This is a genomic window from Spongisporangium articulatum (assembly GCF_044465595.1).
Lineage (GTDB): Bacteria > Actinomycetota > Actinomycetes > Actinomycetales > Kineosporiaceae > Spongisporangium > Spongisporangium articulatum.
Map to the genome: position 1 here is coordinate 205722 of NZ_JBITLV010000001.1, position 21881 is coordinate 227602.

Below are 21881 nucleotides of genomic sequence, written 5' to 3' on the forward strand. Positions count from 1 at the left end.
TCCTGAACCGTTTCCGGGGCGTCGCTGCTGGAAGACACGTCACCGATTCTCCCCCATCTCCGGGCGAGTCCGAACCACGAGCGGCGGCGTGCCGGGTCGCCGCTCAGGCTTCCAGGTTGTCGGCCACGGCGCGCAGCACCGTGGCGACCTTCGAGGCCTGCGACCGATCGGGGTAGCGACCGCGCCGGAGGCTGTTGCTCACGCCGTCCAGCAGCTTGATCACGTCCTCGATGACGACGGTCATCTCCTCCGGCGGGCGCCGCGTGGCCTTGGCGACGGAGGGCAGGGGGTCGAGGACGCGCACGGAGAGGGCCTGCAGGCCGCGACGACCCTCGGCCACGCCGAACTCGATCTTCGCACCGGGCTTGAGCGTCTCGGTGCCCGCCGGCAGCGCCGAGGCGTGCACGAACACCTCACCACCGTCGTCGTTCGAGGCGAACCCGAACCCGCGCTCGGCGTCGAACCACTTGACCTTGCCTGTAGGCACGTCCGTTCCCCTGTCTGGGCTTCACACACTGCTGCTGAACCACACGGCGTACCTCAGCAGTACCCAGCGTATCGCTCCCCCACCGCGCGTCGCCTGCCCGTTATGCAGGGAAAGTGCTCGCAAGCCAGCTCGGGAAGGCGGTCAGGTCGGGCAGGACGACGTCCGCCCCGGCCTCGTGGAGGGCCTGCGAGGACGTGGGGCCGGTGGCGACGGCGACCGCCAGGGCGCTCGCCACGCGCGCGGCCTCGACGTCCCCAGGGTGGTCGCCGACGTACACCGTGGCGTCCTCCAGTTTCAGCCGCACGCCCTTGGCGCCCGCGAACAGGTCGCCGACCACCAGGTCGGGCGCGTGCGGACCGGCGTGGAGACCGACCGTCGTCAGGACCTCCTCGACCCCCGCCTGCGTCTTGGCCGAGATCACCAGTACGCGACCACCGGCGGACCGGACCGCCGCGATCGCGTCGAGGGCACCGGGCAGCAGCTGGACCATCCGGGCGCCCAGGGTCGGGTACACCGTGCGGTAGTGGGCCACGGCCTCGTCGGCGTCGAGCTGCGGGGCGAGCGCCTCGACGGTCGCGCGCAGCGGGATGCCGATGTAGGGCCAGACGTCGTCCCGGGTGAGCGCGGGCGCACCGGGGATCTCGGCGAACGCGGCCTGGAAGGTCGCGACGATCCCTGCGGCGGAGTCGACCAGGGTCATGTCCAGGTCGAAACCGACGGTCAGGGGCGCGGACATACGCCCAGCATCGCAGTCCGGCCGCGAGTGGAACGTTCTGCCCCGTTACGGGCGCTGAAGCACCTCTTACGGGGCAGAACGTTCCACTCGGCGAACAAGGCCGAGTCAGGCCCCCGTCAGCTCGTCGTAGTCGACCTCACCGCGGCGCAGCTGGGGTGACGTGGCGTAGGTGACGCCCCACAGCACGACCCCGATCAGGAGCAGGACGCCGGCGATGACGTACTGCTCCGTCGCCCGCGGGGTCAGCGGCGAGGCCAGGAACGCGCAGCTGAGAGCGCCCAGCACGGCGACCGGGGTCGGAGTGCGGAAGTGGTCGTGCTCCACCGGGTCGCGGCGCAGCACGAGCACGGCCACGTTGACCACGGTGAACACGAGCAGCAACAGGAGTGACGTCGTCCCGCCGAGCTCGCTCAGCTCGCCGACGAAGGTGACCAGGCCGAGAGCGAGGAGGGTCGTCACACCGATCGCCACCCAGGGTGTGCGGCGGCCGGGGTGGACGCGACCGAGGACGGCGGGCAGCACCCGCTCGCGGGCCATGCCGTAGAGCAGGCGGCTGGCCATCAGCATGTTGATCAGGGCCGTGTTGGCCACCGCGAACATGGCGATGACAGCGAACAGACCGAGCGGGAAGTCCGGGGCGCCGGCCTCGACCACCTTCAGCAGCGGGGTGTCGCCCTCCCCGAGCTCGTCGAGCGGGACGAGGGCGACCGAGGTGACGGCTACGACCAGGTAGATCACCCCGGTCAGGGCGATGCCGGCGATCAGGATGCGCGGGAAGGTCCGCGTCGGCTCGCGGGTCTCCTCGGCCATGTTCACGGCGTCCTCGAAGCCGATCATGGCGAACAGCGCGATAGCCGTGGCGGCCAGGACCGCGCCGAGCACCGACTCGTCGCCGGCCAGGTCGAAACTCAGGGCCCGCGACCAGTCGCCGTTGCCCCCGCCCAGCGCCCAGGCCCCGATCATGATGACGATCAACAGGCCACTGAGCTCGACGCAAGTGAGCACGACGTTCGCCTTCACACTCTCCCCGACCCCCCGGAAGTTGACCGCGGCGACCAGCGCGATGAAGGCGAGCGCGACCAGGGTGATGCCGATCCCGTCGGCGAGGTCGAGGTCGAACGCCTCGGCGAGGTTCGCGGCGAACGCCCGGGCGGCGGTGGACGCCGAGGTGATGCCCGAGGACATCACGGCGAACGCGACGACGAAGGTCAGGAAGTGCACGCCGAACGCCCGGTGCGTGTACAGCGCGGCGCCCGCCGCCCGCGGGTACTTGGTGACGAGCTCCAGGTAGCTGAGCGCGGTCACCATCGCGACCGAGAACGCGGCCAGGAAGGGCGCCCAGGCCGCGCCGCCCACCTCGCCGGCGATCCGGCCGGTGAGCGCGTAGATACCGGTACCGAGGATGTCGCCGACGACGAAGAGCAGCAGCAGCTTGGGCCCGATCACCCGATTCAGCTCGGTCCCGCCCCCGGGTTCCTGCGTCGTCCCCTGCTCGGTCGATGACATCGGCGGCCTCCTGCTCGGGCGAACGGCTCGGGGAACGGATGTCACTCCAGGGTGACGAGGAACCTCACGACCGGCCAGCGGAGCCACCGTCCGCCTGGCAGCCCGTGATCAGGGGCTGGTGAGCCCGCGACGTTCCAGCAGCGGCTCGATCCGCGGCGGGCGGCCCCGGACGGCGGCGAACGCCTCCATCGGGTCCACCGCACCACCGCGACTGAGCAGCTCGGCCGCGAACTTCGCGCCGAGTTCCCGCCTCAGGCCGCCGTTCTCGACGAACCAGTCGACGGTGTCGGCGTCCAGCACCTCGCTCCAGATGTAGGAGTAGTAGCCCGCGCTGTAGCCGCCGGCGAAGATGTGGGCGAAGTAGGTGCTGCCGTAGCGGGGCGGCAGCTCGGGCAGGCAGACCCCGTAGGCGGCCAGCGACTCGGCCTCGAACGCGGCCACGTCGTCGGGGCCGATCGGGTCGTCGTCCACCGTGCGCTGGTGCCAGGCCTGGTCGAGCAGCATCGCCCCGAGGATCTCCGTGGTGGCGAACGCCTGCCCGGCCTGTTCGGCGGCCACCAGCGCGTCGAGCACCCCCTCCGGCAGCGGCTCACCGGTCTCGTGGTGGCGGGCGTAGGAGTTCGCGAGCGCCGGCCACAGCGACCACATCTCGTTGACCTGCGAGGGGAACTCGACGACGTCGCGCGGGACGCTGGTGCCCGACAGGCGCCGGTAGGTCACGTCGGACAGCACCCCGTGCAGCACGTGCCCGAACTCGTGGAACGTGGTGTTCAGCTCGTCGAGGGTGAGCAGCGTGGGGCTGCCCGTGGGCGGGCGTGGGATGTTCAGGTTCAGCGTGGCCACGGGCCGCGTGCCGAGCAGGTGCGACTGGTCGACGAACGTGTTCATCCACGCCCCACCGCGCTTGCTGGGCCGCGCGTACCAGTCGACCAGGAACAGGGCGATGCCCGCGCCGGTCTCGTCGAACACCTCGTACACGTCGACGTCCGGGTGGTAGCCGCGCAGGTCGGGGCGCCGCTCGAAGGTCAGCCCGTACAACCCGGTGGCGGCCGCGAACACGCCGTCGTGCAGCACCCGGTTCAGCTCGAACCAGGGGCGCAGCCCGGCGGTGTCGATCGAGAACCGCTGCTCGGCGAGGATTCTCGCGTAGTAGGGCCAGTCCCAGGGCTGCAGCGGCCCGTCGTGCCCGTCGGCGTGCAGCAGGTCGGTGAGGGCGTCACGTTCGGCGCGGGCGTTGTCCATCGCGGGGGTGACCATGGCCTGCAGGGTGGTCATCACGTCCTCGACCGACGGTGCGGTCTGGTCGGCGACCACGTAGTCGGCGTGGTGCCGGTACCCGAGCAGCCGGGCCCGTTCGGCGCGCAGCGCGACCGTCCGGGTCAGGGTGGCCCGGGTGTCGTGCTCGTTGCCGCGCCCGCCGCGCGACACGGACGCCTCGAAGACGCGCCGGCGCAGGTCGCGGTTCGTCAGCGAGGCGGTGGCGGGCTGGGCGGTGAACAGGCTCAGGGTGAGCACGTAGCCGTCGAGGCCGCGGTCGACGGCGGACGACCGGGCGGCGGCGATCGCGTCCTCGGGGAGGCCGTCCAGCTCGCCGACGTCGGTGACGTGCACGGCCAGGGCGTTGGTGTCGGCCTGCAGCTTGTTCCGGAAGTCGCTGCCCAGGACGCTCAGCTCGGCGTTGATCTCGGCCAGCCGGGCCCGACCGGCCGCATCCAGCCCGGCCCCGGCCCGCTGCATGTCGAGGTACCAGCGGCGCACCAGGCGCACCTGTTCCGTCGTCCAGGAGGCCTCGGGCGCCGCGTGCAGGGCCGCGACCCGCGCGAACAGCGCCTGGTCGGTGAGGACGGCGTCGAAGTGGGCGGTGAGCTGCGGCAGCACCTCCGCCTCGACGGCCCGCAGCTCGTCGCTGCTGTCGGTGGAGATCAGGTTCTCGAAGACCCCCTCGACCCGGGCCAGCAGCGTCCCGGCCCGCTCGAGGGGTTCCATCGTGTTCTCGAAGGTGACCGGTTCACCGCCGATCGCGGCGATCTCGGCGCGGTGCTGCGCGATACCGGCCGCGAACGCGGGCCGGTAGTCTCCCGACCCGATCCGGTCGAACGGGGGCAATCCGTACGGGAGGTCGCTGGTCCTTGCGAACGGGCTGTCTCCGTCGAACGGGTTTCCCACCGGCATGTGCTCTCCTGTCCGAACCTCGCTGGCGAAGGGGCCACCACGATGCTGTCCCGGCTCGGCCGTTGGCTCGCAAGCGCGGTCGGCACGGTGGTGGTGATCTGCCTCGGGGGGCTGATCGTCGCCTCGATCGGCATCTTTGCGTACGTGACCCTCTCCGACGACTCGCCCCCCGGCGTCAGCGCCCCCGCCGAGAACCTGCTCGACCTGCCGTACGCCCGCGACTCGGCGCAGCAGCGGCTCGACCTGTACCTGCCGGAGCGCACGGGGAAGGCGGTCCCGCTGGTCATCGACATCCACGGCGGCGCGTACGCCGGCGGCGACAAGCGCGACGAGACGCAGAACGTGCAGCGCCTGGTCGCGGACGGTTTCGCGGTCGCGGCGATCGACTACCGGCTCAGCGGGGAGGCGAAGTTCCCGGCCTCGTTACGGGACGCGCGGGCCGCCGTCCGCTGGCTGCGCGCCAACGCGCACGAGTACGGCCTGGACGGCGACCGCTTCGGCGTGTGGGGCTTCTCGGCGGGTGGGTGGTTGGGTTCCCTGCTCGCCGTCACGGCCGACGCGCGCACGCTGTCGGACGGGACGGTGCTGGACGACGGGACCGACCCGAACCGCGCCACGAGCGTCGCCGTCCAGGCCGTCGTGGCCTGGTACGCGCCCAGCGACTTCCTGACCATGGACGAGCAGTGGAAGGACCCGGGCGGCTGCCCCGGGACGCCGCAGTTGCACGACCCCGAGGGCTCCCCCGAGTCGATGCTGATGGGCGCCCCCATCCGCTCGGTCGTGGAGTTGGTCCGCGCGGCCGCCCCCGCGTCGTACGCGCAGGCCGGGCTGCCGCCGTTCCTCCTGGTGCACGGCGCCGCCGACTGCGTGGTGCCGAAGGGCCAGTCGCTGCAGTTCCAGGCCGCGCTGGCGGCCGCCGGGGTAGACGTGACCCTGCACCTCGTCGAGGGCGGCGGGCACGCCGACGGGAAGGTCTACGGGGACCAGCTGGGCCCGTCGATCGCGTGGATCGAGGAGCAGCTCAGGGCTTAGGGGCAGCGGTGGCGCTGATCGCGTCGAGGGTGTCCATCACCGCGATGGTCTCGGCCAGCGGCAGCACCGGGCTCTCCCGCAGGCCCGCGGCCACGCAGCGCCCCACCTCGGCGGCCTGGAACCGCAGGCCCTTCGCCTCGCGGCCGCCCGCGCCGGGGCCGGTGACCGGCGGCCCGTCGTAGCGCCACGGCTCACCGTCGCGCGGGATCACGGTGAAACCGCCTCCCGCGTACCAGGTCCGGTCGATCTCGACGCGGCCCTCGTCGCCCGCGACCCACGCGGTGACCGGCGTCCGGGCCCCGGACGTGCAGGTCAGGACGGCGTGCGCCCCGGTCGCGTAGGTGAGCAGCGCCGAGGTGGTCAGGTCGACGCCCGTGAACGCCGGGGTCGCCGCGGCCTGCACCTGGGCCGGCGGGCCGAGCACCATCGAGGCGAACGAGACGGGGTAGACGCCCAGGTCGAGCAGCGCGCCGCCGCCGAGATCCGGCGCGAAGAGCCGGTGTTCGGGGTCCGAGGCGAACCACTGCCCGTGGTCCGCGTACAGGGCGCGCACCTCCCCGAGCACGCCCTCACCGAGCAGGCGGCGCAGCTCGACCATGGTCGGCAGGAACCGGGTCCACATCGCCTCCATGCAGAACACGTCGGCCGCCCGGGCCGCGTCGACCAGCGTGCGCGCCTGCGAACCGGTCATGGTGAAGGGCTTCTCGACCAGTACGGCCTTGCCGGCCTCGATCGCCAGCAGCGCGTGCTCGAGGTGGAACGGGTGCGGCGAGGCGACGTACACGGCGTCCACCTCGGGGTCCTCACACAGGGCCCGGTAGTCGCCGTAGGCCCGGGTGACGCCGTACTGCTGCGCGATCTCCTCGGCACGAGTCGCGTCCCGCGACGCGATGGCGTGGACCGTGGCGTCCTCCAGCTGGGCCAGGTCGGCCACGAAACGGGTCCCGATGTTCCCGGTTCCCAACACACCCCAACGGATCTCGGTCATCGGTCCTCCTCGACGGGGTTGAGCAGCGGTTCACCGGCCGCGAAGCGGCGCAGCTGTTCGGCGACGTAGGCGCGGGCCCGCGGTTCGAAGGTGGCCGAGCCACCGCCGATGTGCGGGGTGAGGATCATGCCGGGCGCCGTCCACAGCGGGTGCCCGGGTGGGAACGGCTCGGGGTCGACGACGTCCAACGCGGCGCGGACCCGGCCCTTCTCGGCCAGCAGGGCCTCGGTGTCGACGGCCGTCCCGCGGCCCACGTTGACCAGCAGCGCGCCGTCGGCCAGCAGCGCGAGCTCGGTCGCCCCGATCAGGCCCCGGGTGCGCGCCGTGTCCGGCACCGCGAGCACCACCACGTCGGCGCCCGGCAGCAGGTCGGGCAGCTCGTCGATGCCGTGTATCGCGCCCCGCGCGTCGGACCAGGCGCGGGAGGCGACGCGGACGACGTCCACCTCGAACGGCGCCAGGCGCGCCTCGAGCGCCCGGCCGATCCCGCCGTACCCGACCAGCAGCACCCGCGAACCGGCCAGGCTGCGGGTGAGGTGCCGGTCCCAGTGAGCGGCGGCGCGCCCGAGGATCCACTCGTCGAGGTCGCGCTGCGCGGCCAGGATCAGGGTCATCGCCAGCTCGGCCGTGCTCGCGTCGTGCAGGCCCGCGCCGTTGTGCAGGGCGACACCGGGCGGCAGGTGGGGCAGCACGTGCTCGTAGCCGGCGGTGAGCAGGACGACGGCGCGCAGGGCGGGCAGGTCGGCCAGCAGGTCGACCGCGTCGGCCCGGTTGTAGGGGACGACGTACAGCTCGACGGCGTCCAGGTGCTCGGGCGGTGCGTGGTCGGCGTCGTAGACCGCGACGGCCAGGCCCGGCGGGGCGGCGGCCGCGTCGTCCTCGCTCGGGACCAGGGCCACGGGATGCGCGCTCACGGTCGGACCCTACGCAGGATCGGGTGGATCCGCGCCCGCCGGGGCAGGCGCGGATCCACCCGGTACTCGCACTCAGACCTGGGCGGGCAGGAGGTGCTCCCCGGTCTTGTCCTGGCTGAGGCACAGCGAGCAGACGACGGCGTCGTGCGTCTCGCACTTCGCGACGTCCGGCCGCTCGATCCCCTCACCGCAGACGTGGCACTCCAGCACCACACCGGAGGGGTTGCCGTACTCGTCGAACATCGGCTCATCGATCCCGTCGTCGGTGCGGCGCAGGTAGTAGCGACCGCCGGTGGCCAGGGCCAGGACCGGCGGCAGCACCAGCGCCAGGACGATCGCGACCAGCGGCGAGTACGGCTTGAGCGTCTCCCCGAGGCCGCCGAAGAAGGCCACGATCGACACCCCGGCGGAGACCACCATCGAACCGAACCCGACCGGGTTGACCGCGTAGAGCATGCCCCGGCGGAACTCCGGCTGCTTCGGTGAGATCTTCAGCAGGTACTTGTTGATCACGATGTCCGAGGCCACCACGACCACCCACGACATCCCGCAGTTGGCGTAGAAGCCGAGGATCGTGTTGAGGAAGTCGAACATGTTCGCCTCCATCAGCACGAGCGCGACCGCCAGGTTGAACCCGAGGAAGACCAACCGGCCCGGGTAGGTCTTGGTGACCCGGGTGAAGGAGTTGGTCCAGGCCAGCGAGCCGGAGTAGGCGTTGGTGACGTTGATCTTGATCTGGCTGATCACGACGAGCCCGACGGCCAGCAGCAGCGCCGCCCAGTGCGGGACGATGTCCTCGTAGATCTCCAGGAACTGGTGCACCGGCTGGTTCGCGACGCCGGCGCCGTCGGCCACGTTGCCGATGATGTAGACGGCCAAAAACAGCCCGACGACCTGCTTGATCGCCCCGAAGATGACCCAGCCCGGGCCGGCCAGGACGACGGCGCTCCACCAGCGGCGGGAGTTCTCCGGGGTCTTGGGCGGCATGAACCGCAGGTAGTCGATCTGCTCCGCGATCTGCGCGATCAGGCTCAGACAGACGCCGGCGGCCAGGAACACCGAGCCGAGGCTGAACGCGCCGTTGCCGTCCTCGCCGCGGTAGGCGAAGAAGTCCGACACCGAGTCGGGGTGGCTGACCAGCAGGTAGACGAACGGCGCGACCATCAGCACCAGCCACAGCGGCGTCGTCCACAGCTGCAGCTTCGACAGCAACGACATGCCGTACATCACCAGCGGGAAGATGATGATGGTGGAGGTCGCGTAGCCGAGCCAGAGGGGCACGTTCAGGCCGAGTTTCAACCCCTGGGCCATGATCGAGCCCTCGAGCGCGAAGAAGATGAACGTGAAGCTCGCGAAGATCACGTTGGTGACCACCGAGCCGTAGTAGCCGAAGCCGCTGCCCCGGGTGATCAGGTCGAGGTCGAGGTTGTAGCGGGCCGCGTAGAGGGCCAGCGGGAAGCCGGTCGCGAAGATGACGACGGCGAACACGGCGATGCCCCACAGGGCGTTGGTCGTGCCGTAGGCGATGCCGATGTTGGCGCCGATGGCGAAGTCCGCCAGGTAGGCGATGCCGCCCAGGGCGGAGATCGCCACCATGCCGGTGCCCCACCGGCGGTAGTGCCGCGGGGCGAACCGCAGCGTGTAGTCCTCGAGGGTCTCGTTGGCGGCGGAGTGCGTGCCGGGCGACTCGACCCGGGGATCGAGCAGCGTCTCGTGGTCCTTCTCGATGGTCATCGCGGGGCCCTCCCGGGTTCGCGTGCTGGCCTGCTGGGTGGTCGGGGACGGCGGTGGCCCCATCTGCCCTCCAGGGAAGACGGCCCCGCTAAACGACCGCCAAGTGCCGGCCAAATGCGGCGCGGAGCACCGTGGGCTCTCAGAGCAGCCGGCGCAGCGCGGCGGCCACCCGCTCGTGCTCGAGCGCCACGCGGTCGACCAGCTCGACCGTCCCGCCGCCGGTCTCGGCCTGCTCGCAGAGCCGGGCCATCGCGGTCGCCCCGAACGTGTCGCCCAGGCCTTTGAGCGTGTGGGCGGTGCGCAGCGCCTCGTCCCCGTCGCCCCGGGCCACCGCGGCCCGCAGCGCCTGGACCAGGTCGGGGGCCTCGGCCAGGAAGTCGGCCACCAGGCCGGACAGCTGGGCCGGGTCGTCGCCCAGCAGCTCGTGCAGCTGCTCGAGCGCGGCCGGGTTCAGCACCGTCGGGTCCGGCCCCGGTCCGGACGGCTGGACGGCGGCCAGAGCCACCGAGAGATCCTGCGCCACCAGCGGTTTGGTCAGGAAGTCGGACATCCCCGCCGCCCGGCACACGTCCCGGGTGGCCCGCTGGGGGTCGGCCGTGAGCGCGATGACGTACGGCGCTGCGTCACCGTGCTCGGCGCGGATCAGCCGCGCGGCGCCCGGCCCGTCGAGTTCCGGCATCCGGACGTCCATCAGCACCACGTCGTAGCGCCGCCGGCGGACGGCGGTGACCGCCTCGAGGCCGTCGCTGACGACGTCGGCGTGGTGCCCGAGCCGGGCCAGCAGCACCATCACCAGCCGCTGGTTGACCGGGTGGTCGTCGGCCACGAGGACCCGCAGCGGAGCCTGGTGCCGGACGTCGACGGCGCCCCCGGCGAGGGCGGCGGCCAGCGCCCGGTACAGCGGCGCGGCCTTCACCGGCCGGGTCACCGCCCGGACCGTGCCGGCCCCCGGCGGGCCGGCGCCGGGCGGCCCGGCGACGGGCGACCCGACGGGTGTGGTGGCGACCACGGGGACGGCGCCGAACCCGGCCGGATCCGTCACGAGTTCCGCATCCACCAGGGCGACGTCGAAGGGACGGCCGGCCGTGAGCCAGCCCTGCGCGACGGCGACGGAGTCGGTGCCGACGACCTCCATCCCCCACGACTCGGCTCGGCGCCGCGCCGCGGTCCGGGCCGCCGGACGCGCCCCGACGAGGAGCAGCCGGCGACCGGTCAGCGTCGTGCCCCCGTCGGGCAGCGGATCACGCCGGGACGGCGACGCGGCCGGCGCGGGGAACGTCACCGTCATCACCGTGCCCCCGCCGGGGGCGGCGGCGGCCGTCACGTCGCCACCCATCAGCGTGCTCAGCCGGCGACAGATGGCCAGGCCGAGCCCGGTCCCGCCGTAGCGGCGCGCGATCGAGGGGTCGGCCTGGGTGAACGACTCGAAGACCGAATCGAGCCGGTCGGGCGGGATGCCGATTCCCGTGTCGCGCACCGTGAACCGCCAGTCGTGGCGGCCGTCCGGGCGCGGCCGCGCCCCGACCCGGACCGAGACCTCGCCACGGTCGGTGAACTTCACCGCGTTGCCCAGCAGGTTCAGCAGGATCTGCCGGACCCGGGTCACGTCGCCGACCAGCCCGGCCGGGCAACCCGGGTCGACCTGGGCGAGCAGCTCCAGACCCTTGGCCGCGGCCTGCGCCGAGACGAGGTCCAGCGCCCCCTCGACGCACTCCTCGACGTGGAAGGCCTTCCGCTCCATGTCGAGCGCGCCCGCCTCGATCTTGGAGAAGTCGAGGATGTCGTTGATCAGCAGCAGCAACGACTGGGCGCTGTCCCGCACGATCTCGGCGAACTGCCGCTGCCCGGGGGCCAGGTCGGTGTCGAGCAGCAACCCGGACATGCCGATCACGGCGTTCATCGGGGTGCGGATCTCGTGGCTCATCGTGGCCAGGAAGGCGCTCTTGGCCCGGTTGGCGCTCTCGGCCACCTCGGCGGCGGCGCGCAGCGTCTCGGTGTCGGCCTTCACCCGCTCGAGGACCGCGCGCCGGGTGACCACGATGAACACCGCCAGCCCGGCGAGCAGCAGCAGCGCCACCAAGACGGCGGCCACCGACCAGGCCCGGGCCCGCTCACCGGCCCGCGCGGTCTCGGCCGCCGTCCGGCTGTCGACGGAGCCGAGGACCTGCCCGATCGGCGCCATGATCTGGGCCTTGGCGTGCAGGTAGGTGGCGTCGTAGAGCAGTGCGTTGGCGCGGGCCGGGTCCCGGCCGACGAGCCCGAAGGCGCGCTCCTCGATCCCGGCCAGCGCGTCGGAACGGGCCTGGGCCGTGGCCAGCAGCGCCAGCTCGTGGTCGCTGAAACCGGCCCGGGCGGCCAGGGTCTCGAAGGCGACCGGCCGCTCGAAGGGCGTCGGGCGCCGCCCGGTGTCGGTGACGACGTCCCAGTAGATGCCGTCGTAGTCGGCGGGCCGTGGCGCGGTGCCGGCCCGGATGGCCAGGATCTCGTGGAACCAGTCGCGGTAGCGGGGGTCCCCCGTGGCCACGTAGCTGCGGGCCATCCGGGTCAGGTCGTCCGAGGTCTGGCGCAGCTCGTAGGCCAGGCGCAGGGACCCGGTGCGCCGGGCCTCCGCGTCGCCGGCGGTCTGCACGCTGCGTTCGGCGGCGAGGCTGACCAGCAGCAGGGCCGCCAGGAGTACGACCGCGCTCACCACGCCCCCGGTGACCAGTCGCCGCAGGGACAGCCGGGCACCCCGGGGCGGGGACGTCGTCCCGCCCCCGCTCACGCGGGACCGCCCCCGCGCGCTCCCCCGCGGGCGTGGTCGACCTCGGCCCGCAGGGCCGCGATCTCGGCCTGCAGCGCCGCTTCTCGCTCCGCGACCACGATCTCCAGGTGCCGCAGCTGGTCCCGCTCGGCGTCCCGCAACCGCTTGGCCGCCAGCGACGCCCGCAGCCGGGCCCGCAGGACGTCGGCGCTGAACGGTTTGGGCAGGTAGTCGGTGGCCCCCAGCTCGATGCACCGCACGACGCTGGACAGTTCGGGCACGGCCGAGACCATGATCACCGGAAGGTGGTCGAGCTCGGGGTCGGCCTTCAGCTCGGCCAGCGTGGCGAACCCGTCCAGCACGGGCATCATCAGGTCGAGCAGGACGACGTCGAAGTCGCCGGCGCGCAGCAGGTCCACCGCGCGGCGACCGTTGTCGGCGACCTGCACCTCGTGTCCGAGGCCGGTGACCGCCGCAGCGAGCAGGCGCCGGTTCACCCCGCTGTCGTCGACCACGAGGACCCGGCCCGACTCCTCCGCCGACGCGGCCGGCTCCGGCGCCGGCTGCGCGGCCGGGGCGGCGGGCAGGACGACGGGCGCCGGCGGCTCCCAGTCCAGTTCGGGGTCCTGCCGCAGCACGGCCAGCTCCAGCTCGCGCAGCGGGGCGCCCGGCTCCACGCCGAGCTCCTCCCGCAGCAGCCGGCTGCCCTCCCGGTAGACCCGCAGCGCGTCGGCCTGCCGGTCACACCGGTACAGCGCGCGCATCAGCTGGGCCCGGGAGCGTTCCCGCATCGGGTGCCGGCCGACCCGCTGCTCGAGTTCGGCCACGACCGTGGCGTGCCGACCCAGGGCCAGCTCGGCGTCGGCGCGGTCCTCCTCCGCGCCCAGTCTCAGCTCCTCCAGCCGGGTCGCCTCGGACCGGGCGAAGGGTTCGGAGAGGTCGGCCAGGGCCGGCCCGTGCCACAGGTCGGCAGCCGCACCGAGCAGCTCGACGGCGCGTTCGGGGTCGTCGTCCCGGGCGGCCCGCCCGTCGGCTGCCAGCCCGGCGAACCGGACGGCGTCCACCCGGGCCGGGTCCACGACCAGCCGGTAGCCCGGGGCGGCGGTGACCAGCACGGACGCCGCCGCGCCACGGGGACGGTCCGGCTCCAGGGCCCGGCGCAGGTTGGACACGAAGACCTGGACGGTGGCCGCGGCCCGGGCGGGCGGGTGGTCGGGCCACAGGTCGTCGACCAGCCGGTCCAGCGGGACGACGCGACCGGCGCGCAGCAGCAGGGCGGCCAGCAGGGCCCGCTGCTTGGGACCGCCCAGCTCGACCCGGACCCCGTCGCGCCGCAGCTCGACCTGGCCGAGGAGGCGGAACTCGTCCACGCCTCAGCCGCTCGGGGGGAGGTCTCGGACGACGGCGGCCATGAGCCGATGCTGCGGCGCGCGTGTATGCGGGAGGTTAGGCGCGTGTGACGTTCAGGTCGCACGACCGGCCGGCGACGGTGCGCGTACGCTCGCACCGTCGAGCCGGAGTGAGGAGACAGAGCATGGTCACCGCGTTCGTCCTGCTGGAGGTCGCCCCCGACCGGATCCCCGAGACCGCGGCCGAGGCGGCCACCGTCGCGGGCGTGCGGGAGGTGCACTCGGTGACCGGGGACGTCGACCTGATCGCCGTCGTCCAGGTGGGGGCCCACGACGAGCTCGCCGAGGTGATCACCAACCACCTGAGCAAGGTGCCGGGCGTGCGCGGCACCCGCACCTACCTGGCCTTCCGGCAGTACTCCGGGACGGAGCTGGAGACGGCCTTCGACCTCGGGCTCGACGGCGACTGAAGCCGGCCGGTGGTCCAGGCATGAATTCAGGCATGAAGCGGATGAAGTGGCACTGGTCGGAGCTCAAGGCAGTCCTGCGGGCCAAGACTCCGACCCACCAGATGCTGCGGGAGCGGTTGACGTCGCTGGCGGTGGCCACGCTCGTCCTCGACGGGCTGCTGACGCTGGGCGTGTGGGTCTCGGAGGCGGGCGCGAAAGGCTCGCAGATCTACGGCTTCTGGGACGCCCTGTGGTGGACCACGTGCCAGATGTTGACGGTCTCGTCGAACCTCGCGGCCCCCGTCACGGCGTTCGGCCGGGTGCTCGACGTGGTGGCCGAACTGTGGGCGATCACCGTGGTGGCCACGCTGACCGGGTCCATCGGCGGGTTCCTGCACCGGCGCGGGATGGAGCGGCACCCCATGGCGGATCCGCGATGACCCACCCTCCTGAGGATCCACGGGTCCGGCGCACGCTGCAGCATCTCGCGGACGGCCGCGAGATCGTGTTCTTCGACCGGCCCGGCGCCCCCGAACGCGTCGTCGACGACCCGCGGCCGCTGAGCGCGTTGCACCCGGCCGTCGACATCCGGATCGACCCGGTGCTCGACGAGCCCGTGGTGATCGCCTCGCACCGGCAGGGGCGCACCTACCACCCGCCCGTCGACGAGTGCCCGCTGTGCCCCTCGACCGACGGCCGGCACACCGAGGTGCCCACCGACAGCTACCAGGTCGCGGTGTTCGAGAACCAGTTCCCGTCGCTGTGGCACCACGGGCGCTGCGAGGTGGTCTGCTTCTCCAGCCGGCACGACGGCCGGTTCGCCGACCTCTCCCCCGATCAGGTCGACCTGGTGATGTCGGCCTGGATCGACCGTACCGTCGCGCTGGGAGGAGCGCCCGAGGTGCAACAGGTCTTCCTCTTCGAGAACCGCGGCGCGGAGATCGGCGTGACCCTCGGGCACCCGCACGGGCAGATCTACGCCTACCCGTACCTCACCCCGCGGACCGCGCGGATGCTCGAGGTCGCGCGCCGGCACCACGACGAGAACGGTTCGGTGCTGGCCGATTCCGTCGTGGCGCGCGAACTGGCCGACAACGTGCGCATCGTCGCCCGGAACGAGCACTGGGTGGCGTTCGTGCCGTACGCGGCGCGCTGGCCCGTCGAGGTGCACCTGCACCCGCGGCAGCGGGTTCCGGGGTTGCCGGAGCTGTCGCAGGCGCAACGCGAGGCGTTCCCCGCGCTCTACCTCGACGTGCTCGGGCGCCTCGACCGGATGTACAACGCGCCCCTGCCGTACATCGCCGCCTGGCACCAGGCGCCCGTGCGGGAGGGCCGCGACCTGCTCGGGCTGCACCTCGAACTGTTCTCGATCCGGCGCACCGCGACCAAACTGAAGTTCCTGGCCGGGTCCGAGTCGGCGATGGGTGCGTTCATCAGCGACGTGACGCCCGAGCAGGTGGCCCAGCGCCTGCGCGACCTGGCCCGACCATGAACCGGCAGGATCCGGCCGCCCTGGCCGCCCTCTTCGCCGAGGGGGTGGGGCGCAGCCCGGAGGGCATCTGGCTGGCCCCCGGACGGGTCAACGTGATCGGTGAACACACCGACTACAGCGACGGTTTCGTGCTGCCCATGGCCCTGCCGCAGGCCTGCCGGGTCGCGGTCGCGCGCCGGGCGGACGCCGTGGTGCGGGTGGCGTCGCGCCAGGCCGGGGACGAGTGGCTGGAGTTCCCGCTGAACACCGGCCCCGGGGACGTCGAGGGGTGGGCCGGGTACGTCGTCGGCGTGCTGTGGGCGCTGCGCTCGGGCGGGCACGAGCCGACCGGCCTCGACCTGCTGCTGGACTCGGACGTACCCCTCGGCGCCGGCCTGTCCTCGTCGGCCGCGGTGGGCTGCGCGGTCGCCCTCGCCGCGAACGACCTGTTCGGCCTCGACCTGACGCGGCTGGAACTGGCTGCGGTGGCGCGACTCTCGGAGAACGAGTTCGTCGGCGCCCCGACCGGCGCGATGGACCAGGCGATCTCCCTGCTCGGCGAGCGCGACCACCTGCTGTTCCTCGACACCCGCGACATGACCTACCGGCAGGTGCCGTGCGCCCTGGCCGACGCCGGGCTGACCCTGCTGGTGATCGACAGCCGCACCCGGCACGAGCTCAACGACGGCGGCGGGTACGCGGGCATCCGCAGGGCCGTCGAGGCCGGCGCCGCCGCGCTCGGCGTGCCTGTGCTGCGGGACGTCGGCACCGACGGGCTGGCGCAGCGGCTGGCCGGGCTCGCGCCCGACGTGGCACCGAAGGTCCGGCACGTGGTGACCGAGAACGCCCGGGTGCTGGAGGTCGTCGACCTGCTGGAGGACGGCGGCGACCCGCGCCGGATCGGCCCGGTGCTGCTGGCCGGGCACGCGTCGCTGCGCGACGACTTCGGAATCTCCACGCCCGAACTCGACACCGCGGTGGAGGCGAGCATGGCGGCCGGGGCGGTCGGGGCGCGGATGACCGGCGGCGGGTTCGGCGGCAGCGCCGTCGCCCTGGTCGACACCGACGCGGTTCCCACGGTCCGCCGGGCGGTCCAGACCGCCTACGCCAAGCAGGGTTTCGAGCGGCCGGAGTTCCTCACCGCCGTCCCGTCGGCGGGTGCGCACCGGTCAGACGGCTGAGAACCGCCACTCGGTCACGCTGTCGAACACCTGGCCCGGGTCGAGCCGGGTGCTCGGGAAGTGCTCCTGGTTGGGGGCGTCCGGGTAGTGCTGCGTCTCCAGGCACACCCCGGACGCCGGGCCGATCGGCACGGCCCCCTTCCCGATCCACGGCCCTTCCTGGGCGCTGGCCGTGAACACCTGCACCGCAGGCTGGTTCGTGAACACGTCGAGCCGGCGCCCGCTGCCCGGCGCCGACAGCGTGCCGGCGGGGCGCAGGGTGCCGGTCGCGGGCAGGGTGGGCCCGAGCACGAAGTTGTGGTCGACCCCGCCCGGTCGCCCGACCGCCTCGAGCGCCTTCACCACGTCACCGATGCGGCGGGCCTGGCGCAGGTCGAGCGGTGTGCCCTCGACGGACTCGATGGTTCCCGTGGGGATCTGTCCCGGCCCGGTCGGTGTGTACGCGCGGGCCGGCACCTGCAGCAGGTGCTCCTCGTTCGAGTCCGGGCCGTGCTCACCGGTGCCGTCGAGCGCGAAGTAGGTGTGCTGGGTGAGGTTCAGGACCGTCGGCCGGTCGGACGTCGCGCGGTAGTCGATGCGCACCCGCCGTCCGGGCAGCAGTTCGTACGTGACCTCGACGGTGAGCTCGCCCGGGAAGCCCTGGTCGCCGTCCGGGCTGATCAGGACGCAGCGCAGGCCGGCCTCGCCGAACCCCTCGACGTTCCACATCCGCCGGTGGAACCCGTCGCGCCCCCCGTGCAGCACGTTGGGGCCCTCGTTGGGCGGGATCTCGTAGGTGCGACCGTCGACGGCGAAGACGCCGTCGGCGATCCGGTTGGCGTACCGGCCCACCACGGCGCCCGCGTACATCGGCGGCTCGGTGAGGTAGCCGGCCGGGCTGTCGAAGCCGACGACCACGTCCGCGCGCACGCCGTTGCGGTCGGGCACCTCGAGGGTGTGCACGATCGCCCCCAGGTCCAGGACGCCGATCGCCAGCTCTCCGTCGTCCAGCCTCCAGCGGTGGACGGCCTGACCGGCCTCCGTGTGCCCGAACAGCTCAGCGCCGACAGTGGCCATGCGATGACCCTACGTCGTCAGCAGCTCGGTGCGCAGTTCGTGATGTCCCTCGGGCAGCCGAGCCTCGTACCAGACTCGATACCCGCCGCCGGGGCGACTGAGCACGCTCAGGTAGCGCGCGTCGAAGCCCGGGGCATCACCCTGTGGGAGCAGCCCGGGCCCTGCTCCGTCCGGGTGAGCCACCCCGAGCTGCTCGAACCAGTTCGCCTCGGCGGTCGGCCGGCCGTCGTAGGCCGCGCGCCCGTCGTCCAGCACCGCCGTGACCCGCGCCCCGCGCGCGTCCCAGAACCCCTCGCGGCCCCTCAGCACGGTGCCGTGGTCCGTCCAGTCCAGGCCGTCGGCGCTGGTGGCGTACGTCGTGGACATCCGGTCCTCGTGGCCCGGCAGGTCGAGCGGGTGCCGGCACAGCCAGGCGTGCCAGCGACCACCCGCGCGCAGCACCACCGGGTCCTTGAACCCGGCGGTCTCGTGACCGGGGAACGCCGCTCGCAGGTCGGCGCCCGGCAGCTCCTCGGGGGTGGCCGCCTCGAGCAGCCCGACCCACCAGTGCTTGCTGTGCGGCGTGGCCAGCGAGACGTGCATCCGCCACCGCCCGTCGTCGGTGCGGGTCAGCGCGGGGCGCTCGACCATCGCCACGCCGAGCGCGCCGGGCGTCAGCGTCGCCACGGGTTCCAGGTGGACGCCGTCCGCGGACCGGGCGATCACGTTCCGGTCCGTGACGGTCCCGTCGGGCGCGCGCTCCCGCTCGCGGTAGGCGATGACGAGCGAGCCGTCGTCGTCCGGGTGGACGGCGGGTGCCCCCGCCCAGTTCTGCGGCCCGGGCTGCGGGGCGGGGACGACGGTCACGGCGTCGACGCCGCGCGGGAGGGGGAACGGCTTCGTCACCACGCGCCCAGCCTCGCGGTTTTTCATGATCACCGCCAGGGTGCGGCAATCATCGGTTCCAGTCGCAGTCGGCGCACTGTCGCGGTGATCTTGATCAGGCCTCGCGGCGCCCGGCGCCCGTCACGGCCAGGTCGCACAGCTCGCGGACCGCGCCGTCCCCACCACGGCGCGACAGGACGAGCCGCGCGACACCCAGCACCTTCGGGTGGGCGTCGGCGACCGCGACCGGCCAGCCGACCAGGTCCAGGCAGCCGAGGTCGTTCACGTCGTTGCCCACGTAGGCGACCCGCGCGGGGTCGAGGTTCTCGGCGGCCAGCCACTCCTTGAGCGCCTGCGCCTTGTCGGCGATGCCCTGCAGCACCGGCACTTTCAGCTTGGTCGCCCGCGCCGCCACGACCGGGTTCTCCTCGGTGGAGAGGATCAGCAGCCGCAGACCGGCCTCCCGGGCCAGCTTGACGCCCATCCCGTCGGACCGGGAGACCCGCACGGTCTCGGTGCCGGTCTGGTCGACGTAGGCGCTGTCGTCGGTGTGCACGCCGTCGAAGTCGGTGACCACGGCGTCGACGTCGAGCGCCGCGGGCCGGTCGATCACCGAGGCCAGCGCCCGCGCGACGGCCAGGTCGGCGGGGGTGTCGATCTCCAGGGCGTGCAGCTCGGGCACCAGCTGCGCGTGCAGGCGGCCGACGAACCGGCGGCCGTGCGCGCGCAGGTTGGCCACCCGCATCACGTAGAAGGCGCCCGTCTCGCGGAACTCGGGGTCGCGGTCCTGCCGCCGCTGCCGAGCGGCCGACGAGTCGTGGTTGACGCCGACGACGCTCTGCGTCCCGTCGGGGCGCCACAGGAAGGCGTGGTTGTCGATCGCCGAGAAGGCGGTGTCGGCGCGGCCCGAGGCCACGGTCGCGATCGCCTCGTCGAGGGCCGCGGAGTCGATGAACGGGCTGGTGCACTGCACCAGGACGACGATCTCGGGGGCCAGCGCGGGTGGGAGCTGGTCGATGGCGTGCAGCACCGCCGACTCCGAGGTGGCCTGCGAGCCGGACAGTTCCGCGGGCCGCTCCAGCGGGCGGGCCCCGGCGCGACGCCCGGCCTCGAGGATACGGGGATGGTCGGAGCTGACCACGACGTCGTCGATCCGGGCCGTGGCCAGGCAGGCCTCGACGGCCCGGGCGACCAGCGACCGGCCGCCGACCGGTTCGAGGTTCTTCAGGGGCACGCCGACCGACCCACCGCGGGCCGGGACCACCGCGAGCACGCGACCCGAGCTGAACGCCTGGGCGGTCACGAGGCCACCGCACTCAGACGCCCTAGACGCCGCCAGGGAGCGGCGGGACCCGACGAGACCTCGGGCACCAGGCGCTGCCTCGTGACGTCGGAAACGCCCGCCTGCCACCAGGTCTCGGGCACCGCGTACTCGCTGACCCGGGCCTGCGGGGCGAGCATCCGCAACGTGCTGGCCGCGGTGGTCGGCAGGGTGACGACCTGCTGGCCGAGGGCCATCCCCCGGAGGCTGACCTCGACCGGCACCGCACCGGACCGGACGTCGACGCCGGCGGCCCGCAGCGGCCGCAGCGTCCGCTCGTCCTCACGGCGGTGCGCCCGGTAGGTGACGGGGCCGGTCGGGGAGTTCGCGGCGATCGAGCGCACCCACTCCAGGTACGGCTCGGCGTGGATCAGGCCGTTGGCGACCATTGAGCTGCCCAGCACCACGGGCCCCGGACCGGCGGCCGGGACGTCGGAGGGCTGCGAGCGCAGCCAGCCGAACGAGTGCCGGTGCACCTGCACCCCGACCCGGCGGGCGGCGTCCACCAGCTCCGGTGGCACGTCCAACGCGGTCACCACGTCGAGCCGGCCGGCCCGGGCCAGGTGCTTCAACCGGGCCAGGGTCACCCGGGCCAGGGCCGAACGCAGGGCCGAGGCCGGGGCGTGGGGCCGGACCAGCGGGACGTCCCGGCGCGAAAGGGCCTGCAGCATGCGCAGTGTGGCACGACCGTCGTCCAGCAGCACCACCCGGTGCGGCGGGCGACCGGCCAGCAGCTGCTGCACGCGGCCCGAGAAGACGTCGCCGACGGCGAGCGTGCGCGCCCCCCGGGCGGGCGCCGCGACCGCGGGCCGCACGGTGCTCCCGGCGGGCAGGCCGAGCCGGGTCAGTTCGGCGACCGTGACCGCCAACGGCTCCAGCCCGGCCCGCGGCACGACGTCGAGGGACTCGCCCAGCAGCCCCTCGGCGTGCGCCTCGAGGGCACCGAGGAGCTGGAACGGCGACTCGACCCAGGCCTCAACCATTCTCAACCGACTCTCAGCCGACCCGGCGCAGGCGGGCCCGCGGCGCGAGCTCACCCTCGAAGACGCGCTTCACGCCGTCGCCCATCGCGGTCTGCAGGATGCGGATGTCGCGCACCAGGTGACGGAAGCCCTCGGGCTCCAGCGACGCGGCGTGGTCCGAACCCCACATCGTGCGGTCGAGCGTCACGTGGCGCTCGACCGCGACGGCCCCGAGAGCCACTGCGGCCAGGCTGATCTGGAGACCGCGCTCGTGACCCGAGTAGCCGACCGGCACGCCGTACCGCTCGCTCAGCGTCTCGATCGTGCGCAGGTTCGCCTCCTCCGGGGGCAGCGGGTACGTCGACGTGGCGTGCAGGACGACCAGCTTGTCGGTGCCGAGGATCTCGACGGCCGCGTCGATCTCCTCCAGGGTCGACATACCCGTGGAGAGGATGACCGGCTTCCCGGTCTCGCGCAGGGCCCGCAGCAGCTCGACGTCGGTGACGCTGGCCGACGCGACCTTGTGCGTGACGACGTCGAACTTCTCGAGGAACTCGACCGACGGCACGTCCCACGGGGACGCGAACCACTGGACGCCGTGCTTGGCGCAGTGCAGGTCGATCTCGGCGTACTGCTCGTCCTCGAACTCGACCTTGTACTTGTAGTCGAGGTAGGTCATGCGGCCCCAGGGGGTGTCCCGCATGACGTTGCGCTGGTCCTTCGGGACGGCGATCTCGGGCGTGCGCTTCTGGAACTTGACGGCGTCGGCGCCGGCGTCGGCCGCGATCTCGATGAGCTTCTTCGCGAGCTCGACGTCCCCGTTGTGGTTGATGCCGATCTCAGCGATGACGTACACCGGGTCACCGGTGCCGACGCTCTTCTCGCCGATCTGGACGGAGGCGCTCACGTGGTTCTC

General features: G+C 73.1%; 19 protein-coding genes. 5 read left to right on the plus strand and 14 right to left on the minus strand.

What is annotated here, in order from left to right; genetic code table 11:
- Nucleotides 1-103: 103 nt before the first annotated feature.
- The 4 genes from ACIB24_RS01015 to ACIB24_RS01030 form a co-directional block, all read right to left on the minus strand.
- Nucleotides 104-487, minus strand: a complete 384-nt coding sequence (locus ACIB24_RS01015) for a cold-shock protein (RefSeq protein ID WP_398273863.1) — start codon at nucleotides 485-487, stop codon at nucleotides 104-106.
- 100 nt (nucleotides 488-587) lie between these two features.
- Complete coding sequence (locus tag ACIB24_RS01020; RefSeq protein WP_398273866.1) at nucleotides 588-1223, minus strand: HAD family hydrolase; 636 nt, start codon at nucleotides 1221-1223, stop codon at nucleotides 588-590.
- A gap of 105 nt (nucleotides 1224-1328) precedes the next feature.
- On the minus strand, nucleotides 1329-2729 hold the full coding sequence (locus tag ACIB24_RS01025; RefSeq protein WP_398273869.1) for an APC family permease: 1401 nt from the start codon (nucleotides 2727-2729) through the stop codon (nucleotides 1329-1331).
- Nucleotides 2730-2837: 108 nt separating this feature from the next.
- Nucleotides 2838-4901, minus strand: a complete 2064-nt coding sequence (locus ACIB24_RS01030) for a M3 family metallopeptidase (RefSeq protein ID WP_398273872.1) — start codon at nucleotides 4899-4901, stop codon at nucleotides 2838-2840.
- 42 nt (nucleotides 4902-4943) lie between these two features.
- Between ACIB24_RS01030 and ACIB24_RS01035 the strand changes: the two genes are divergently transcribed.
- Nucleotides 4944-5933: an alpha/beta fold hydrolase gene (locus ACIB24_RS01035; RefSeq protein WP_398273874.1), complete on the plus strand. Its 990-nt coding sequence runs from the start codon at nucleotides 4944-4946 to the stop codon at nucleotides 5931-5933.
- On the opposite strand, the gene ACIB24_RS01040 is transcribed toward ACIB24_RS01035, so the two are convergent.
- The 5 genes from ACIB24_RS01040 to ACIB24_RS01060 all read right to left on the minus strand — a co-directional run bounded on the left by ACIB24_RS01040 (nucleotide 5923) and on the right by ACIB24_RS01060 (nucleotide 13682).
- On the minus strand, nucleotides 5923-6921 hold the full coding sequence (locus tag ACIB24_RS01040; protein WP_398273876.1) for a Gfo/Idh/MocA family protein: 999 nt from the start codon (nucleotides 6919-6921) through the stop codon (nucleotides 5923-5925). The two genes, ACIB24_RS01035 and ACIB24_RS01040, sit on opposite strands and share 11 nt — an antisense overlap.
- Nucleotides 6918-7835, minus strand: coding sequence for a 2-hydroxyacid dehydrogenase (locus ACIB24_RS01045; RefSeq protein WP_398273879.1), 918 nt, complete (start codon nucleotides 7833-7835; stop codon nucleotides 6918-6920). Before ACIB24_RS01045 ends, ACIB24_RS01040 begins: the two co-directional genes overlap by 4 nt.
- A gap of 72 nt (nucleotides 7836-7907) precedes the next feature.
- Entirely contained in the window at nucleotides 7908-9569 is a 1662-nt protein-coding gene (locus ACIB24_RS01050) for a purine-cytosine permease family protein (protein ID WP_398276682.1), read from the minus strand.
- A gap of 139 nt (nucleotides 9570-9708) precedes the next feature.
- A complete protein-coding gene (locus tag ACIB24_RS01055) occupies nucleotides 9709-12333 on the minus strand; it encodes a hybrid sensor histidine kinase/response regulator (RefSeq protein ID WP_398273882.1) in 2625 nt (874 codons plus the stop codon).
- Nucleotides 12330-13682 (minus strand): BTAD domain-containing putative transcriptional regulator, encoded by a 1353-nt coding sequence (locus ACIB24_RS01060; protein WP_398273885.1) that lies wholly within the window; start codon nucleotides 13680-13682, stop codon nucleotides 12330-12332. Before ACIB24_RS01060 ends, ACIB24_RS01055 begins: the two co-directional genes overlap by 4 nt.
- Nucleotides 13683-13846: 164 nt before the next feature.
- Between ACIB24_RS01060 and ACIB24_RS01065 the strand changes: the two genes are divergently transcribed.
- From ACIB24_RS01065 to galK, 4 genes are read left to right on the plus strand one after another with little or no spacing between them, the layout of a single operon-like run.
- Nucleotides 13847-14131, plus strand: a complete 285-nt coding sequence (locus ACIB24_RS01065; RefSeq protein ID WP_398273888.1) for an Lrp/AsnC ligand binding domain-containing protein — start codon at nucleotides 13847-13849, stop codon at nucleotides 14129-14131.
- Between the two features lie 32 nt (nucleotides 14132-14163).
- The gene (locus ACIB24_RS01070) at nucleotides 14164-14550 is read left to right on the plus strand and encodes a hypothetical protein (protein WP_398273891.1); all 387 of its coding nucleotides are present in this window, start codon (nucleotides 14164-14166) and stop codon (nucleotides 14548-14550) included.
- Complete coding sequence (galT, locus tag ACIB24_RS01075; RefSeq protein WP_398273894.1) at nucleotides 14547-15602, plus strand: galactose-1-phosphate uridylyltransferase; 1056 nt, start codon at nucleotides 14547-14549, stop codon at nucleotides 15600-15602. Before ACIB24_RS01070 ends, galT begins: the two co-directional genes overlap by 4 nt.
- Nucleotides 15599-16762, plus strand: coding sequence for a galactokinase (gene galK / locus ACIB24_RS01080; RefSeq protein ID WP_398273897.1), 1164 nt, complete (start codon nucleotides 15599-15601; stop codon nucleotides 16760-16762). Before galT ends, galK begins: the two co-directional genes overlap by 4 nt.
- On the opposite strand, the gene ACIB24_RS01085 is transcribed toward galK, so the two are convergent.
- The 5 genes from ACIB24_RS01085 to ACIB24_RS01105 all read right to left on the minus strand — a co-directional run bounded on the left by ACIB24_RS01085 (nucleotide 16751) and on the right by ACIB24_RS01105 (nucleotide 21872).
- Complete coding sequence (locus tag ACIB24_RS01085; protein WP_398273901.1) at nucleotides 16751-17818, minus strand: aldose epimerase family protein; 1068 nt, start codon at nucleotides 17816-17818, stop codon at nucleotides 16751-16753. The genes galK and ACIB24_RS01085 overlap by 12 nt on opposite strands.
- 9 nt (nucleotides 17819-17827) lie before the next feature.
- Nucleotides 17828-18706, minus strand: a complete 879-nt coding sequence (locus ACIB24_RS01090) for a hypothetical protein (RefSeq protein WP_398273904.1) — start codon at nucleotides 18704-18706, stop codon at nucleotides 17828-17830.
- A 91-nt stretch (nucleotides 18707-18797) separates the two neighbouring features.
- The gene (locus tag ACIB24_RS01095) at nucleotides 18798-19985 is read right to left on the minus strand and encodes a cytidylyltransferase domain-containing protein (protein ID WP_398273907.1); all 1188 of its coding nucleotides are present in this window, start codon (nucleotides 19983-19985) and stop codon (nucleotides 18798-18800) included.
- Nucleotides 19982-20986: a hypothetical protein gene (locus ACIB24_RS01100; RefSeq protein ID WP_398273910.1), complete on the minus strand. Its 1005-nt coding sequence runs from the start codon at nucleotides 20984-20986 to the stop codon at nucleotides 19982-19984. Before ACIB24_RS01100 ends, ACIB24_RS01095 begins: the two co-directional genes overlap by 4 nt.
- A 13-nt stretch (nucleotides 20987-20999) precedes the next feature.
- Nucleotides 21000-21872 carry an N-acetylneuraminate synthase family protein gene (locus ACIB24_RS01105; protein WP_398273913.1) on the minus strand — a complete coding sequence of 291 codons (873 nt, stop codon included), beginning with the start codon at nucleotides 21870-21872 and terminating at the stop codon, nucleotides 21000-21002.
- Between the last annotated feature and the right edge of the window lie 9 nt (nucleotides 21873-21881).

Coding starts and splice junctions, on each gene's coding strand:
- galK (WP_398273897.1), top strand. CDS start 15,599: ATGAACCGGCAGGATCCGGCCGCCCTGGCCGCCCTCTTCGCCGAGGGG.
- ACIB24_RS01070 (WP_398273891.1), top strand. CDS start 14,164: ATGAAGCGGATGAAGTGGCACTGGTCGGAGCTCAAGGCAGTCCTGCGG.
- ACIB24_RS01040 (WP_398273876.1), bottom strand. CDS start 6,921: ATGACCGAGATCCGTTGGGGTGTGTTGGGAACCGGGAACATCGGGACC.
- ACIB24_RS01025 (WP_398273869.1), bottom strand. CDS start 2,729: ATGTCATCGACCGAGCAGGGGACGACGCAGGAACCCGGGGGCGGGACC.
- ACIB24_RS01085 (WP_398273901.1), bottom strand. CDS start 17,818: ATGGCCACTGTCGGCGCTGAGCTGTTCGGGCACACGGAGGCCGGTCAG.
- ACIB24_RS01035 (WP_398273874.1), top strand. CDS start 4,944: ATGCTGTCCCGGCTCGGCCGTTGGCTCGCAAGCGCGGTCGGCACGGTG.
- ACIB24_RS01100 (WP_398273910.1), bottom strand. CDS start 20,986: ATGGTTGAGGCCTGGGTCGAGTCGCCGTTCCAGCTCCTCGGTGCCCTC.
- ACIB24_RS01020 (WP_398273866.1), bottom strand. CDS start 1,223: ATGTCCGCGCCCCTGACCGTCGGTTTCGACCTGGACATGACCCTGGTC.
- ACIB24_RS01065 (WP_398273888.1), top strand. CDS start 13,847: ATGGTCACCGCGTTCGTCCTGCTGGAGGTCGCCCCCGACCGGATCCCC.
- galT (WP_398273894.1), top strand. CDS start 14,547: ATGACCCACCCTCCTGAGGATCCACGGGTCCGGCGCACGCTGCAGCAT.
- ACIB24_RS01030 (WP_398273872.1), bottom strand. CDS start 4,901: ATGCCGGTGGGAAACCCGTTCGACGGAGACAGCCCGTTCGCAAGGACC.
- ACIB24_RS01050 (WP_398276682.1), bottom strand. CDS start 9,569: ATGACCATCGAGAAGGACCACGAGACGCTGCTCGATCCCCGGGTCGAG.